Source organism: Streptomyces sp. RKAG290 (assembly GCF_023701695.1).
In the GTDB taxonomy this organism is placed as follows: domain Bacteria; phylum Actinomycetota; class Actinomycetes; order Streptomycetales; family Streptomycetaceae; genus Streptomyces.
In genome coordinates this window covers 5,096,840-5,111,783 of the sequence record NZ_JAJOZC010000001.1, presented here as the reverse complement: position 1 = coordinate 5,111,783, position 14,944 = coordinate 5,096,840, and the positions used below count along the sequence as shown (strand labels likewise).

Sequence of the window (14,944 nt, the reverse complement as noted above, 5' to 3'; positions counted from 1 at the left end):
GTGCGACTTCATGCCCTTTCGGGCGCCGGGTCAGCGGGTGGCGCGGTTGACGGCCGAGACGACCGCCTTCAGCGAGGCCCTCGTGGTGTTGGCGTCGATGCCGATGCCCCACAGGACCTTTCCGTCGATGGCGCACTCGATGTAGGAGGCGGCCTGCGCGCTCGCACCCTCGCTCATCGTGTGCTCGGTGTAGTCCAGCAGCCGGGCATCGATGCCGATGGCCTGCAGCGCTTCGAAGAACGCCGAGATCGGGCCGTTGCCGGTGCCGGTGAGCACGGCGTCCACGCCGTCCACGGTCGCCTCGACGGTGATCGTGTCCTGTCCGTCGGTGCCGGTCGTGGTCTGGCCGGAGCGGAGCTGGACGCGGCCCCACTGGGCCGCGGCGTCCTCGGCGTTGGGCAGGTACTCGTCCTGGAACGTGGACCAGATCTGCGTCGGCGTGACCTCGCCACCCTCGGCATCGGTCTTGGCCTGAATGATCCGGGAGTACTCGATCTGCATCCGGCGCGGCAGGTCCAGCTTGTGGTCGTTCTTCAGGACGTACGCGATTCCGCCCTTGCCGGACTGCGAGTTGACCCGGATGACGGCTTCGTAACTGCGGCCGACGTCCTTCGGGTCGATCGGCAGGTACGGCACCGCCCACTCGATGTCGTCGACCGTCTTGCCCTGGGCGGCCGCGTCGGCCTCCATGGCGTCGAAGCCCTTCTTGATGGCGTCCTGGTGGGAGCCGGAGAAGGCGGTGTAGACCAGGTCGCCCGCGTAGGGGTGGCGCGGGTGGACCTCCATCTGGTTGCAGTACTCGCTGGTGCGGCGGATCTCGTCGATCTGCGAGAAGTCGATCTGCGGGTCGACGCCCTGGGAGAAGAGGTTCATGCCCAGCGTCACCAGGTCGACGTTGCCCGTGCGCTCGCCCTGGCCGAACAGGCAGCCCTCGATCCGGTCCGCCCCGGCCATCAGCGCCAGCTCGGCGGCGGCGACAGCGGTACCGCGGTCGTTGTGCGGGTGGACGGACAGGCAGACGAACTCGCGGCGCGACAGGTTGCGCGACATCCACTCGAACCGGTCCGCGTGCGTGGACGGCGTCGAACGCTCCACGGTGGCGGGCAGGTTGAGGATGATCTCGCGGCCCTCCTCGGGCTGCCAGACGTCACAGACGGCCTCGCAGACCTCCAGGGCGAAGTCCAGCTCGGTGTCGGTGAAGATCTCCGGGCTGTACTGGTAGCCGAAGATCGTCTCCTCACCCAGGATCTTCTCGGCGTACTCCATGACCAGCCGGGTGCCGTCCACGGCGATCTGCTTGACCTCCTCCTTCGAGCCGCGGAAGACCACGCGGCGGAAGGTGGGGCGGTCGCGTTGTACAGGTGCACGGTGGCGCGGCGGGCGCCGACCAGCGATTCGACGGTCCGCTCGATCAGTTCCTCGCGGGCCTGCGTCAGGACGGAGATCGTCACGTCCTCGGGGATCGCGCCCTCTTCGATGATGGAGCGGACGAACGCGAAGTCGGTCTCGCCGGAGGACGGGAAGCCGACCTCGATCTCCTTGTAGCCCATGCGCACCAGCAGATCGAACATCTCGCGCTTGCGGGCCGGCGACATCGGGTCGATCAGGGCCTGGTTGCCGTCACGCAGGTCGGTGGAGAGCCAGCGGGGTGCGACGGTGACCCGCTTGTCCGGCCACGTGCGGTCGGGGATCTCCACGGCCTCGTAGCGGCCGTACTTGCCGATCGGCATCCCGGACGGCTTCTGCAGCCCCGTGGCGTTGGTGACCGGCGTGGGGCGGCCCACGGCGTTCTCGGCGGGGGTCTGGGCGGGATTCACTGCGGTCATGGCGTAGGGCTCCTCGGGGTCCGGCAAAGGGACGGCCGACCGTGTCGCTGCAACACAAGACTCCGCGGGGAGGGGGTCGGCCTACGACTACAGACCCTCGCCGCGGCAGCTAAGAAGAAGCAGCCCGAAACGCATGATGCGAAGAGACTAGCCGAGTGACACCCGGGATGTCGGCGCCGTATCAGTATGCGGGACCGGGCACCGGTAACGGGTGAACAGTGACCGATCACTCTATTTCGTCAATCCTGGTGGCAACCAGTGACAACGCGATCACACGCTGCCACAGTCGAATGCATGCAGCCTCGATCTCAGCACGGGTTCCACCCCGTCTTCTGCACCATCGTGCCGCCCCACGTCCTCGACAAGCTGTCACAGTCCGACGATCCCGCCCTGGCGGAACCGGCCCGCCGCACCCTGGAGGCCGACGCCGCACGGCGCACCCGCCGCCAGGTGACGACCCTGGTCCCGCCCGCCGTCACCCCGGCGCCGGAGGGCGCCAGGACCGGCAAGCCCGACCGCACCCTCTACGACTGCCGCCACGGCACCGAGCTGCCCGGCACGAAGGTCCGCGCCGAGGGCGAGGGCCCCACGGGTGACGCCAGCGTCAACCGCGCGTACGCCGGCCTCGGAGCCACCTTCGAACTGCTGCTCAGCGCGTACGGGCGGCGTTCGATCGACGGCAACGGGCTGCCGCTGATCGGTTCCGTGCACTACGACGAGAAGTACAACAACGCCTTCTTCGACGGCGAGCAGATGGTCTTCGGCGACGGGGACGGGGAGATCTTCCTGGACTTCACCGTCGCCATCGACGTCATCGCCCACGAGCTGGCGCACGGCCTGACCCAGTACACGGCCAACCTGAGCTACTACGGCCAGTCCGGCGCGCTCAACGAGTCGGTCTCGGACGTGTTCGGCTCACTGGTCAAGCAGTACTCGCTGGGCCAGACCGCCGAGCAGGCCGACTGGCTGATCGGCGCGGGACTGCTGGCCCCCGGGTCCAGGGGGTGGCCCTGCGCTCGATGAAGGCGCCCGGCACCGCGTACGACGACGATGTGCTCGGCAAGGACCCGCAGCCCGCGTCCATGGACGACTACATCCACACCGGCGACGACAACGGCGGTGTGCACCTCAACTCCGGCATCCCCAACCGCGCGTTCTACCTGCTGGCGACCGCGCTCGGCGGCAGCTCGTGGGAGAAGGCCGGCCAGCTCTGGTTCGATGTGCTCACAGGTGGTGAACTGGCGGTGGACGCGGACTTCGCGGCCTTCGCCCGCCAGACCGTGGCGGCGGCACGCAGCCGCTTCGGCGACGGCGACGAGCTGGAAGCGGTGCGGAAGGCCTGGTCGGAAGTGGGCGTACCGACCGCGTGACGCAGGGCCCGTCCGCCGACGTCGAGACAAGGACACGCATGCGCATCCAGGTGAGCAGGACCGGCGGCTTCGCCGGCATCGCACGCGACCGCGAGATCGACACCGCTGGACGGGCCGACGCCCACGAATGGGAGAGCCTGGCCGAATCGGCGCTGGCCGGTGGCCGGGACACTGCACCGGCGGGCGTTCCGGACGGCTTCGGCTACCGGATCACGGTCGGCGACCGGACCGTGCACTGCGCGGACCCCCGGCTGACCGACGCCCAGCGCGCCCTGGTCTCACGCGTCCTGAAGGAGGGCGCGTGAGACCGGCGGGCAGCAGCCGGCCGGCGCACCGCTGAGACCTCTCGGAACGCGGGCCTGCGGCAGCCGCTTCAGGACCCGTCCCGTCCGCCTCGCTCGGAACACCGATGCGCGAAGCTCTTCGGGACCCGTCCCCTCCGCCTCGCTCAGAACCCCAGCTTGCGCAGCTGCTTGGGGTCCCGCTGCCAGTCCTTGGCGACCTTCACATGCAGGTCCAGGAAGACCGGCGTGCCGAGCAGTGCCTCGATGTGCTTGCGGGACTTCGTGCCGACGTCCTTGAGCCGCTTGCCCTTGGGGCCGATGATGATGCCCTTCTGGCTGGGCCGCTCGATGTAGACGTTGGCGTGGATGTCGAGCAGCGGCTTGTCCGCCGGACGGTCCTCGCGCGGCAGCATCTCCTCGACGACGACCGCGATGGAGTGCGGCAGCTCGTCCCGTACGCCTTCGAGTGCGGCCTCCCGGATCAGCTCCGCGACCATGACCATCTCGGGCTCGTCGGTGAGGTCGCCCTCCGGGTAGAGCGGCGGGCTCTCCGGGAGCAGCGGGGCGATCAGGTCGGCCAGCAGCCCGACCTGGTCGTCCTTGACGGCCGAGACCGGGATGATCTCCGCCCACTCGAAGCCGAGCTCCTCGCCGAGGCGGGAGACGGCCAGCAGCTGTTCGGCGAGCTGCTTGGACTCGACCAGGTCGGACTTGGTGATGATCGCGATCTTGGGCGTCTTCTTGATGCCCGCGAGTTCCTTGACGATGTACTTGTCGCCGGGGCCGAGCTTCTGGTCCGCGGGCAGACAGAACCCGATGACGTCGACCTCGGCCCAGGTGGTGCGTACGACGTCGTTGAGACGCTCGCCCAGCAGGGTGCGCGGCTTGTGGAGGCCGGGGGTGTCGACCAGGATCAGCTGCGCGTCCGACCGGTGCACGATGCCGCGCACCGTGTGCCGGGTGGTCTGTGGCCGGTTGGACGTGATCGCCACCTTCTGGCCGACCAGAGCGTTCGTAAGGGTGGACTTGCCCGCGTTGGGGCGGCCCACGAAGCAGGCGAAACCGGCCCGGTGGGGGGCGTTGTTCTCAGCCTGCTGCGCAGCAGCTTCAGGGTTAGGTCGAGCGCTCATGGCGCCCATTGTCCCCGATCCCGGCAGCACTGCCGCACCACGGCCGTCTGCACAGGCGCCGGGGGCGTCGTCTCAGGCCGTGCGGTGACGGCTCCGACGTGCCCGTATCCACAGCGCCCCGCCCCCGGCAAGAATCACCAGCAGCACCACGGCGACCAGCCAGGGCAGCGCGAAGTACGTGACTGCGGCGGACTCCCGGGTGTCGCGGGCGGTGGCGCTCAGCGTGATCTCGCCCCACTCCAGCTGCGGCGCGCCCGCCCACTCCTCGGTCAGCCTGACCTCCTGGCGGGGCAGCAGCTCGGACGGGATCCGCTTCAGGTCGCGGGCGAGCAGGGTGCGGCCGAACAGCCCCTCGGCCCTGAGGGCGACCTTCGGGCTGAGGGTGACATTGCCGCGGTTGCGGAGCGTGTACGAGATGACGGCCCGGGACCGCCCGGTGCCCGGGACCAGTGGCTGGGTGTGCTCGACGTGGACGTCCTCCACGGAGAGCGCGGGCATGGTCGGGCCGTTGACCCGCAGGTAGATCCGGGCACCGACCGCCTTCTGCACGCCCACGGCGACGGCGCCCGCGCCGGCGGGGTCGATGCGCTCGTCGAGGGCGACCAGCGCGCCGGGGTGATCGCCCGGTTCGGCGTCCTCGGGGACCTTCACCGTGACGGGCACGGTGACCGAGCCGTGCGGCTTCACCGTGACCCGGTCACGGCCGGCCTTCGCCCAGGCGCCCACCGAGCGCTGCTTCTCGTCCGGCGCGCGGACGGCGAACCCGCCGTCGCGCGGGGTGTTGTACGCGTCGGCCGCGTACAGCCGGAAGGTCAGCGGCCGGCCGGTCCTGTTGGTGACGGTGACCTTGTCGGTGAGGGTGGCTCCGGGAGCGGCCGAGAGGTAGAAGTACGGCCGCGTGGCGGTGTCGGCGGTGGCCGGGAACACCGACCAGCTGCCGTTGTCGGCAGCGCCCGCCGCCGGGGCACCGAGCAGGAGCAGGGCGCCGGTCAGGAGGAGTACGGACAGCTTTCGCACGGTGCGGGGCCCCCAGGGTGCACGCTCGGGCGGGGTGGGCCGGCCGGGTGCGCGCCCGGCCCACCGGCTGATCAGTGGTACGCGCTCACGTCAGGGTGAGCGTGAGCACTCCGGAGTACGCGCCGGGGCGGAGTACGCCGGTACGTCCAGCGAAAGCCGGGCGTCGACGGTGAACTCACCGCCGGTGAACGCGCCGTCCGGGGTGGACGCCAGGGTCGCTCCCGCGCTGCCGACCGATCCCTGGGAACCGGCCGCGCAGGTGCTCGGGCTGCCGGCCTTCGCCGCGCAGGCCGGGCTCCAGCCGAGCGCGGCCGCGCCGATCTTCGCTCCGGCCGGACCCTTGAAGTCAGTGACCCTGCCGGTCAGGGACCAGCCCGCGGGGCCGCCGCGGAAGTCCTTGACCGTCACCGTCCGCAGGGCACCGGTGGATGCGCCGCCCTGCCCGAAGTCGACCGCCGACAGTTCGACGGAGTCCCCGGCCTGGGTCATGGAGAGCGTGCCCGCCTTGACGGACGAGGTCAGCTTCTGGCTGCCGTCGGGGATCTCGCCGCCGCCACCGGTGACGGTGTAGGCCTGGGGGCCCGCACCCTTGGCGGCGTCCCAGCCGGCGCCCTCGTAGGCGACGATGCCGGTGGTCGCGGGGTCGCTGACGGTGAGCTGCCCGGTGAAGGCGCCGGACCCGTCCGCCATGACCGTCGCGGTGTCGCCGGTCATGGCGTCCCCGGCCCGTCCGGCGAGTGTGACCGCCGCCCCGGCGGTGAACTTCGACCCGGTCACGGCGACCTGGTCACCGGCCGCGCCGGAGGCCGCGGAGAGCTGGATGGCGCGCTCGTTGACCTGTCCGCCGCCGTCCGTCGCGATGATCGTCTGGGAGACGGGCGCGGGCGGATCGGTGACCGTGCAGGGCGTGTCCAGCTCCATGATGTAGCTGGTGTGGATGTTGTAGTCGCCGGGCGAGAGCGTGATCTCCCCGGGCGCGGTGACCGTGAAGGTGCCGGTCATGGAGAACGACGGGAACGCACCCTTGCCGGGCACCGGGGCGTTCTTCTTCGGGCCCGCCACCGTGACGGCGGCGGACTGCGCACCGGCGACGGTGACCTTGCCGGTCGGCGTCATGATGTCGGCGGGCAGCGCCAGGTCGACCGGGTTGCTCGCGGCGGGCTTGACGACGGTGTACGTCACGGTGACCGTGTCGCCGACCTTCGGGGCGGCGTTGTCGACGGTGATCTCGGCCGACGTCGTCCCGTCGATCGGCGGAATTCCGGCGATGGCCGGCGGGATGCAGTGGGTCGGGAAGTCCACCGCCACGGAGGCCGTCGCCATGGCCCGGGCGGGCCCGGCGAGCAGCCCTCCCCCGGCGACGACGAGCGCGCCCACGCCCAGCGCGGCGGCCCAGCGGCGGCTTCGGTCCTGGCGGCTTCGGCGCCGGATTCCCGGGCTGTCGGATCTTCGAATGGCTGGACTCATGGAGCCCCCTCCTGCGGAATGCGGCACGGCGGCTCATCCGCGCCGGCAGGGGCCATTGACGACTCGGGCCGAAAAGAAGTCAATGGGATCGAAATGCGCTGACTGATGGGCCATCAGATGGTGACAAGATCCACGCTTTTTCCACACCCTGTGCGAACGCCCCGCACCGGTGGGATGCGGGGCGTTCACACAGGATGTGCCGGTCCTGCGGAGGTCAGCCGGCCGTCACACTCAGCCGCAGCACGCCGTCCGGCCCGGCGAGCAGCACGGGCGTGTCCGCCCCGCCCAGGTCCCGGACCGCGGCCCGGTCCTCGTCGGACGGGGTCTGCGCCTCGGAGACGACCGCGGCCGCTTCCAGCGAAGTGGCGCCGCTGGCGACGGCCATGGCGACGGCCGTCTGCAGCGCGCTGAGCCGCAGCGACTCCAGCTGCACGGTGCCCGCCACATACGTACGTCCGGTCTCGTCCCGCACGGCCGCGCCCTCCGGCACACCGTTGCGGGCGCGGGCGCTGCGCGCCAGCGTGACGATCTTGCGGTCCTCGGGGCCGAGGTCGGTGCTCTCAGTCATGTGCCGAGCATACGAAGCGTGCGCACCGGCCCGGCACGCGGGCGCCCGGCGCGACCGGGCCTCCGGCGACCGAGGTGCGGGTGCAGGTGCGGAGCCCCCGGGGGGGACAGGCCCTACCCCCGGTCGAGCCGCAGCCGCTCCGCCCGCGGCAGCCCCGCCACCACCAGGTCGTAACTGTCCTCGATCAGCTCACGCAGCCGCGCGTCCGGCAGCCCGGACACCGTCACGGTGTTCCAGTGCCGCTTGTTCATGTGCCACCCCGGCGCCACGGCCTCGTACTCCTCCCGGAGCCGCACCGCGTCGTCGGGGTCGCACTTGAGGTTCACCGTCAGCGGCCGCGCCTCCAGCGCGCTCAGCGCGAACATCTTGCCGAGGACCTTGAAGACCGAGGCCTCCGGCCCGAACGGGAACTCCTCGACGCTCGCGTTGAACCCCAGGCAGAACGCCCGCAGCTCCGTGGGTTTCATTCCGACGCCTCCTCCTGCGGAGCCAGCGGCTCCACCAGCACCGTGACGATCTTGTTCCGCCGGCCCGCCGGGGATTCCGCGGTCAGCCGCAGCTTTCGCCCGTCGGGCAGTTCGACCTCCGACGACGCGCCGGCGATCGGGACCCGGCCCAGCGCCTTCGCGAGCAGCCCGCCGACCGTCTCCACGTCCTCGTCGTCGTACTCGTCGAGGCCGAACAGCTCGCCGAGGTCCCCGATGTCCAGCCGGGCGGTCACCCGGAAGCAGCCGTCCTCCAGCTCCTGGACCGGCGGGAGTTCGCGGTCGTACTCGTCGGTGATCTCACCGACGATCTCCTCCAGGATGTCCTCGATGGTGACGATGCCCGCCGTACCGCCGTACTCGTCGATGACGACCGCGACATGGCTGCGGTCCTGCTGCATCTCGCGCAGCAGGTCGCCGGCGTTCTTCGTGTCGGGCACGAACGCCGCGGGACGCATCGCCGTGGAGACCAGGTCGGCCTCCGACTCCCGGTTGATGTGCGTCTTGCGGACCAGGTCCTTGAGGTAGACGATCCCGACGATGTCGTCCTCGTTCTCCCCGGTGACCGGGATCCGCGAGAAGCCCGAGCGCAGCGCCAGTGTGAGCGCCTGCCGGATCGTCTTGTAGCGCTCGATGCAGACCAGGTCGGTGCGCGGCACCATCACCTCGCGCACGAGCGTGTCGCCGAGCTCGAAGACGGAGTGCACCATGCGGCGCTCCTCGTCCTCGATCAGCGACTCCTGCTCGGCGAGGTCGACCATGGCCCGCAGTTCGGCCTCACTGGCGAACGGGCCCTTGCGGAACCCCTTGCCCGGCGTCAGCGCGTTGCCGATGAGGATCAGCAGCTGCGGGATCGGCCCCATGATCCTGGCCAGCGGCAGCAGGACGTACGCCGCCGCCGTGGCCGTGTTCAGGGGGTGCTGACGGCCGATGGTGCGCGGTGACACCCCGATGGCGACGTAGGAGACGAGGACCATCACACCCATCGCGACGGCCAGCGCCTCCCAGGTCTCCGGGAGCTCCTTGAGGCAGGCGTAGGTGACCAGCACCCCGGCCGACATCTCGCAGGCGACCCGCACCAGCAGCGCGACGTTGAGATAGCGCGTCGGGTCGGCCGCGACCTGTTCCAGCTTGTCGCTGCCGCGCCGCCCCGAGCGGACCGCCTCGGCGGCCCGGAAGCTCGACGTGCGCGCGATGCCGGCCTCCGCGCAGGCCGCGAGCCAGCCGACGACGACCAGCAGGACGACACCGAAGACGAGAGGCAGGCTCACGAGACGGTGGGGGCGGGCGACGGACCGGTCATCCCGCGCTCGCCGCGCCAGCCGTCCACGATCGCCGCCTGCAGCCCGAACATCTCGGCCTTCTCGTCCGGCTCCTCGTGGTCGTAGCCGAGCAGGTGCAGCACCCCGTGGACAGTGAGGAGCTGGAGCTCCTCGTCCATGGAGTGCTCCGTCTCGGCATCCTCGCCCTGCTTCTTGGCGACCTCCGGGCAGAGCACGATGTCACCGAGGAGCCCCTGCGGGGGCTCCTCGTCGTCCTTGGCCGGCGGACGGAGCTCGTCCATCGGGAAGGACATGACATCCGTCGGACCCGTCAGGTCCATCCACTGGATGTGGAGCTGTTCCATGGCGTCGGTGTCCACCACGATCACCGAGAGCTCGGAGAGCGGGTGGATCCGCATCCGGGCGAGTGCGTAGCGGGCGATGTCGAGGATCGCCTGCTCGTCGACCTCGGTTCCGGACTCGTTGTTGACGTCGATCGACATGGTGCGCTGCTACTGCTTCCCGTTGTGGCGGCCCTGGCCCTTGCCGGCCCGGCCGTCCTGTTCGCCTTGGCTGTCGTACTTCTCGTACGCGTCGACGATACGGCCGACCAGCTTGTGCCGGACGACATCCTGTGAGGTGAGCCGGGAGAAGTGCACGTCGTCGAGGCCCTCCAGGATGTCCTGCACCTGACGCAGACCGCTCTTGGTCCCGTTCGGCAGGTCGACCTGGGTGACGTCACCGGTGACGACGATCTTCGATTCGAAGCCGAGCCGGGTCAGGAACATCTTCATCTGCTCGGCGCTGGTGTTCTGCGCCTCGTCCAGGATGATGAAAGCATCATTAAGGGTCCGGCCACGCATGTATGCCAGCGGTGCCACCTCGATCGTGCCCGCCGCCATCAGCCGCGGGATCGAGTCCGGGTCGAGCATGTCGTGCAGGGCGTCGTACAGCGGGCGCAGGTACGGGTCGATCTTGTCGAAGAGCGTGCCGGGCAGGAAGCCGAGCCGCTCGCCCGCCTCGACCGCGGGGCGGGTCAGGATGATCCGGCTGACCTGCTTGGACTGCAGGGCCTGGACCGCCTTGGCCATGGCCAGGTAGGTCTTGCCGGTGCCGGCCGGGCCGATGCCGAAGACGATCGTGTGCTTGTCGATCGCGTCGACGTAGCGCTTCTGGTTGAGCGTCTTGGGGCGGATCGTGCGGCCGCGGCTGGAGAGGATGTTCTGGGTGAGCACGTCGGCCGGGGTCTCGGTCCCGTCCGCCTGGCCGCTCTCACTGGCCTTGAGCATCGCGATCGAACGTTCCACAGCGTCCTCCGTCATCGGCTGACCGGTGCGGAGCACCAGCACCATCTCGTCGAACAGGCGCTGGATGAGGGCGATTTCCGCCGCGTTCCCCGTTGCGCTGATGTCATTGCCCCGGACGTGGATGTCGGCTGCCGGGAACGCCGCTTCGATCACGCGCAGCAACGAGTCGCCCGTTCCCAGGAGCATCACCATGGGGTGTGCGGCCGGGATGCTGATGTGGGCGCGCGCCTGCGGCTGTGTGGGTGTCTGAGTCATGGGCCGGCCCTCGGGCCTGCACATACCTCCCGTTGCACGGCCGTCGCTGCTCGACAGCCTCTGGAGTACCAAGCCTACGACTCCGTACTGACAACACCGAGAGGTTTTCGTCAGCGGCACCGGCCGGCGGGGCTCCGCGGGGCCGGAGAGGCCTGGGGTCTTGCGTTTGGATCCGGCATGATCCGAACAAGAGCCCCTCAGGGGCGGAAGCCGATCGTCGGGACGGCCCGGCGCAGCGGCCAGGAGCGGGCGGCGGCGGGGAGCAGGTCCTGGAGGAAGGCGTACCGCTGGAGCGCCGCCGGGTCCTGGTCGGCGCAGGTGCGGACCTGCTGCCACCAGGCGGCGATCTCCGCCCAGCCGGGGGCCGACAGCGAGCCGCCGAACTCCTGGACCGACAGGGCGGCGGTGAGTCCGGCGAAGGCCAGCCGGTCGGCGAGCGGCCAGTTGGCCAGGGTGCCGGTGACGAAGCCGGCGACGAAGACGTCTCCGGCGCCGGTCGGGTCGAGTGCCTCGACCTCGATCGCGGGGACCTCGGCGGCCGTTCCGGTGGCCGCGTCGACCGCGTACGCGCCCTCCGCCCCGAGGGTGACGACGGCGAGCGGCACGTGCTCGGCGAGGGCGTGTGCGGCGGCGCGGGGGCAGTCGGTGCGGGTGTAGCGCATGGCCTCCTCGGCGTTGGGGAGGAAGGCCTGGCAGTGCGCGAGGTCGGTCAGTCCGGCCAGGTCCCAGCGGCCGGTCTCGTCCCAGCCGACGTCGGCGAAGACCATGGCGCCGCGGCGGGCCGCCTCGGCCACCCAGGGCTCGCTGCGGCCGGGGACGAGCGAGGCGACGGCGGCGCGGGCTCTCGGCGGGCACTGCGGGAAGGCGGTGGGCCGCTGCGGGGCGCCGGCCGGCGGCGGGGCTGTGGGGACCGGGGCCTCGTGGCCGTGCGAGACCATGGTCCGTTCGCCCTCGTAGGCCATCGAGACGGTGACCGGCGAGTGCCAGCCGCGCACGGTGTGCGACATGGACAGGTCGATGCCCTCGCCCTGTTCGAGGGCGTCCCAGCAGTACTCGCCGTAGTGGTCGTCGCCGAACGCCGCGGCCAGTGAGGTGTGGAGGCCGAGCCGGGCCAGTGCGGTGGCCATGTTGGCGACCCCGCCCGGGCTGGAGCCCATGCCGCGCGCCCAGGACTCGGTGCCGCGCACCGGGGCGCTGTCCAGGCCGGTGAAGATGATGTCGAGGAAGACCGTGCCGGTGAGGAAGACGTCGCAGTCCGGGTCCTGCGGCGCGCGCAGCCCGTCCAGTGGGTCGATGCCTGGAATGTCAGCGTTCACCTTGAGCTCCCCGGTCGTGGCAGATCCCAGCCAGTGTGCCCGATTCACTCCGCCGTCCGGAGGATCCGCGCCGGGTCCGCGCACACAGAGGCTGACCTGCATAAACATGCGCTGCTACCCGCATAGAAACACGGCAAACGCATAAGTGACCCAGATCACAGCGGGGCGGCTTTCGGTCGGCCGGGGCCAGTTGATACAAATTGGCCCGCGAGCACCGTTGGGGGCAGTTACCTACGAGTGCGTCGACTTCTGCACGTTTCCCTCTTTTCTCGTATTTCTGCCTTACCCCCTCTCTGTCTTCTCTGCCTCCTCTGGCATGTCTTTCAGGAACGCCCATGTCCTCGCGCCCTCGCGCCGCGTGGCCTCTGGTTGCCGTGTTCACCGCCGGTTACCTCGCCGCATATCTCCTCCCCACCATCGTGGGCCGGCTCTCCACCTATCTGGGTCTCAGTGCCGCCCAGGCCGGTCTGGTCGGCAGCGCCCTGCTGCTGAGTTCCGCGTCCGCCGGGTTCTGCCTGGCCGGCCGCACCGAGGCGTACGGACCGCAGAGACCGGCGCGGATCGGGCTGGTCCTGGCCGCTCTGGGCTACGGCTGTGCGGCGCTGGCCGGTTCCGTGCCGCTGGTGGTCATGGGCGTGGTGGTCGGCGGCTTCGGCTCCGGCACCGCGACCGCGGTGGCCGCGGCGGGCATCGCCGCCCAGCGCGATCCGCACCGGACCTCGTCCCTGGGGCTGCTCAGCGTCTCCGCGACCGCAGGCGTCCTCTACCTGACGATCCCTCACCTGGGCGGCGGGCACCGGCTTCCGTTCGCCTCGATCGCCCTGGTCGCGCTCCTCGTCTGGCCCGCCACCTCACGTCTGGGCGGGGCGGCACCCGCCGGGCCCGCCGTGCCCGCTTCCGGACGGCTGCCGCACCGGCGTTCCGGCCTGCTGCTGGCGGGCGGCATGCTCGTGTGGTCGATGGCGCAGAACGCGCTGTGGGGGTCAGCAGCCGCATCGGCGTGGTCCAGGCGGGGCTCTCCGAGGTGACCGTCGGCGCGGTCTTCGCCGCCGCGCTCGGCGCCGGTCTCCTCGGCGTGATGGGCGCCGGGGTGCTCGGCGCCCGGCTGGGGCGTGCCGTGCCGATCGGTCTCGGCACCGTGATCATCGCGGGGAGCATCGTGCTCAGCTCGTCGGCGGTCGACCTCGGTTCGTTCGCGACCGGCGAGATCGCGTGGAACACCTTCTACCCGGTGGTCCTGTCGTATCTGATCGGGCTGGCCGCGTCCCTGGACGTACGCGGCCGCTGGGCGGTCCTCGCGGGCTCGGCCTCGTCCGTCGGTGTGGCCTGCGGGCCGCTGCTGGGCAGCGTGCTGTCCGAGGAGTCCGGCTATCCGGTCATGGGGCTGCTCCTGGGCGCCGTGACCCTGCTGGTCGCGGCACCGGTGACGGCCGTCGCCCTGCACATCGGCGGCCGTCCGCTGGTGCCCGGATCGGTGCGCCGCAGGGGTGGCGCGCCTGCCGCCCTGCTCGCGGTCACCACCGGTGCGGTGCCCGGCGCCGTGCCCAGGCTCGGCGCGCCCGAGCAGGCCGTCACGGAGATCAGCCTGCCCGCGCTGCGCCGCAGGCGCCTGGTCAGGAGTGCGTTCCGGACGGCCGGCCCGGCCGGCGGTGCCGGTCAGTCGAACGCGTACGCCTCGACCTCGGCCAGGTAGCGCGCCCGGCGCTCCTCGTCGTGGTCGAGGAAGGCCGCCTCGAATGAGTTGCGGGCCAGGGTGCGCAGTTGTTCACGCTCCAGGCCGAGTGCCTCGTGGACGGCGTGGAAGGTGTCTCCGACGTACCCGCCGAAGTAGGCGGGGTCGTCGGAGTTCACCGTGCAGAGCAGTCCGGCGTCCATCATGGCCCGCAGCGGGTGCTCCTCCAGGATGTCGACGGCCCGCAGCCGCACGTTGGACAGCGGGCAGAGGGTGAGCGGTACCCGGTCGGCGACCAGCCGCTTCACCAGGTCCGGGTCCTCCAGGCAGCGCAGCCCGTGGTCGATGCGCTCCACACCGAGTACGTCGAGCGCCTCCCGGATGTACTCGGGCGGGCCCTCCTCGCCCGCGTGGGCGACCTTGCGCAGGCCGAGCGCGCCTGCTGCCGCGTACACCTCGCGGAACTTGGCGGGCGGGTGGCCGACCTCGGCCGAGTCCAGGCCGACCGCGCTGATCCGGTGCAGGTACGGCTTCGCGGCCTCCAGGGTCTCCAGCGCCGACTCGGCGGACCGGTCGCGCAGGAAGCACATGATCAGCTGGGTGGAGATGCCGTGCTTCTCCTCGCTGTGCTCCAGCGCCCGGCCGAGTCCCTCGATGACCGTGCCGATCGGGACGCCGCGGGCGGTGTGGGCCTGCGGGTCGAAGAAGATCTCGGCGTGGCGCACGCCCTGGGCGGCGGCGCGGGTGAGGTAGGCGTCGGCGAGATCGGCGAAGTCGCTCTCGGTCCGCAGCACGGCCATCAGCGCGTAGTACAGGTCGAGGAACGTCTGCAGGTCGTCGAAGAGGTAGGCGGTGCGCAGCGCTTCGGTGTCCGCGTACGGGAGCTGCACGCCGTTGCGGGCGGCGAGGGCGAAGGCCAGCTCGGGTTCGAGGGTTCCTTCGATGTGGAGGTGGAGTTCCGCTTTGGGGAGGTGCACAGTTTCTC

10 protein-coding genes and 4 pseudogenes are annotated in these 14,944 nt (G+C 70.9%); 3 read left to right on the top strand and 11 right to left on the bottom strand.

From position 1 onward, the window contains the following. Positions 1–30: 30 nt before the first annotated feature. Positions 31–1,826, bottom strand: a pseudogene (gene leuA, locus LNW71_RS22470) (2-isopropylmalate synthase). A gap of 294 nt (positions 1,827–2,120) precedes the next feature. Between leuA and LNW71_RS22465 the strand changes: the two are divergent. Together LNW71_RS22465 and LNW71_RS22455 are read left to right on the top strand one after the other, a co-directional pair. Continuing rightward, a pseudogene (locus LNW71_RS22465) lies at positions 2,121–3,196 on the top strand (M4 family metallopeptidase). Between the two features lie 38 nt (positions 3,197–3,234). Next, positions 3,235–3,501 carry a protealysin inhibitor emfourin gene (locus LNW71_RS22455; RefSeq protein ID WP_250969867.1) on the top strand — a complete coding sequence of 89 codons (267 nt, stop codon included), beginning with the start codon at positions 3,235–3,237 and terminating at the stop codon, positions 3,499–3,501. Positions 3,502–3,644: 143 nt separating this feature from the next. Here the strand turns inward: LNW71_RS22455 and era are convergent, their stop codons facing one another. The 9 genes and pseudogenes from era to LNW71_RS22410 all read right to left on the bottom strand — a co-directional run bounded on the left by era (position 3,645) and on the right by LNW71_RS22410 (position 12,287). After that, complete coding sequence (era, locus tag LNW71_RS22450; RefSeq protein WP_250969866.1) at positions 3,645–4,619, bottom strand: GTPase Era; 975 nt, start codon at positions 4,617–4,619, stop codon at positions 3,645–3,647. A gap of 63 nt (positions 4,620–4,682) precedes the next feature. Further along, entirely contained in the window at positions 4,683–5,627 is a 945-nt protein-coding gene (locus tag LNW71_RS22445; protein WP_250969865.1) for a WxL protein peptidoglycan domain-containing protein, read from the bottom strand. 85 nt (positions 5,628–5,712) lie between these two features. Next, positions 5,713–7,094: pseudogene (locus LNW71_RS22440) on the bottom strand (beta-xylosidase). Between the two features lie 214 nt (positions 7,095–7,308). Further along, positions 7,309–7,662, bottom strand: a complete 354-nt coding sequence (locus LNW71_RS22435) for a cytidine deaminase (RefSeq protein WP_250969864.1) — start codon at positions 7,660–7,662, stop codon at positions 7,309–7,311. Between the two features lie 113 nt (positions 7,663–7,775). Beyond that, positions 7,776–8,129: an MmcQ/YjbR family DNA-binding protein gene (locus LNW71_RS22430; protein WP_250969863.1), complete on the bottom strand. Its 354-nt coding sequence runs from the start codon at positions 8,127–8,129 to the stop codon at positions 7,776–7,778. Continuing rightward, on the bottom strand, positions 8,126–9,418 hold the full coding sequence (locus LNW71_RS22425) for a hemolysin family protein (protein WP_250969862.1): 1,293 nt from the start codon (positions 9,416–9,418) through the stop codon (positions 8,126–8,128). The genes LNW71_RS22430 and LNW71_RS22425 overlap by 4 nt, the downstream gene beginning before the upstream one ends. Next, positions 9,415–9,912 carry an rRNA maturation RNase YbeY gene (ybeY, locus tag LNW71_RS22420; RefSeq protein WP_250969861.1) on the bottom strand — a complete coding sequence of 166 codons (498 nt, stop codon included), beginning with the start codon at positions 9,910–9,912 and terminating at the stop codon, positions 9,415–9,417. Before ybeY ends, LNW71_RS22425 begins: the two co-directional genes overlap by 4 nt. A 9-nt stretch (positions 9,913–9,921) precedes the next feature. Next, positions 9,922–10,971 carry a PhoH family protein gene (locus LNW71_RS22415; RefSeq protein ID WP_250969860.1) on the bottom strand — a complete coding sequence of 350 codons (1,050 nt, stop codon included), beginning with the start codon at positions 10,969–10,971 and terminating at the stop codon, positions 9,922–9,924. 197 nt (positions 10,972–11,168) lie between these two features. Then, positions 11,169–12,287: a PfkB family carbohydrate kinase gene (locus tag LNW71_RS22410; protein WP_250969859.1), complete on the bottom strand. Its 1,119-nt coding sequence runs from the start codon at positions 12,285–12,287 to the stop codon at positions 11,169–11,171. Positions 12,288–12,622: 335 nt separating this feature from the next. Here LNW71_RS22410 and LNW71_RS22405 point away from each other — a divergent pair. Next, positions 12,623–13,980 (top strand): annotated as a pseudogene (locus LNW71_RS22405) (MFS transporter). On the opposite strand, the gene LNW71_RS22400 reads toward LNW71_RS22405, so the two are convergent. Continuing rightward, on the bottom strand, positions 13,944–14,936 hold the full coding sequence (locus tag LNW71_RS22400) for an adenosine deaminase (protein WP_250969858.1): 993 nt from the start codon (positions 14,934–14,936) through the stop codon (positions 13,944–13,946). The pseudogene LNW71_RS22405 and the gene LNW71_RS22400 overlap by 37 nt on opposite strands. Positions 14,937–14,944: the final 8 nt, after the last annotated feature.

What these genes read in the sequence shown, in the direction of transcription:
- LNW71_RS22455 (WP_250969867.1), top strand. Translation starts at nt 3,235, where the DNA reads ATGCGCATCCAGGTGAGCAGGACCGGCGGCTTCGCCGGCATCGCACGC.
- era (WP_250969866.1), bottom strand. Translation starts at nt 4,619, where the DNA reads ATGGGCGCCATGAGCGCTCGACCTAACCCTGAAGCTGCTGCGCAGCAG.
- LNW71_RS22435 (WP_250969864.1), bottom strand. Translation starts at nt 7,662, where the DNA reads ATGACTGAGAGCACCGACCTCGGCCCCGAGGACCGCAAGATCGTCACG.
- LNW71_RS22430 (WP_250969863.1), bottom strand. Translation starts at nt 8,129, where the DNA reads ATGAAACCCACGGAGCTGCGGGCGTTCTGCCTGGGGTTCAACGCGAGC.
- ybeY (WP_250969861.1), bottom strand. Translation starts at nt 9,912, where the DNA reads ATGTCGATCGACGTCAACAACGAGTCCGGAACCGAGGTCGACGAGCAG.
- LNW71_RS22415 (WP_250969860.1), bottom strand. Translation starts at nt 10,971, where the DNA reads ATGACTCAGACACCCACACAGCCGCAGGCGCGCGCCCACATCAGCATC.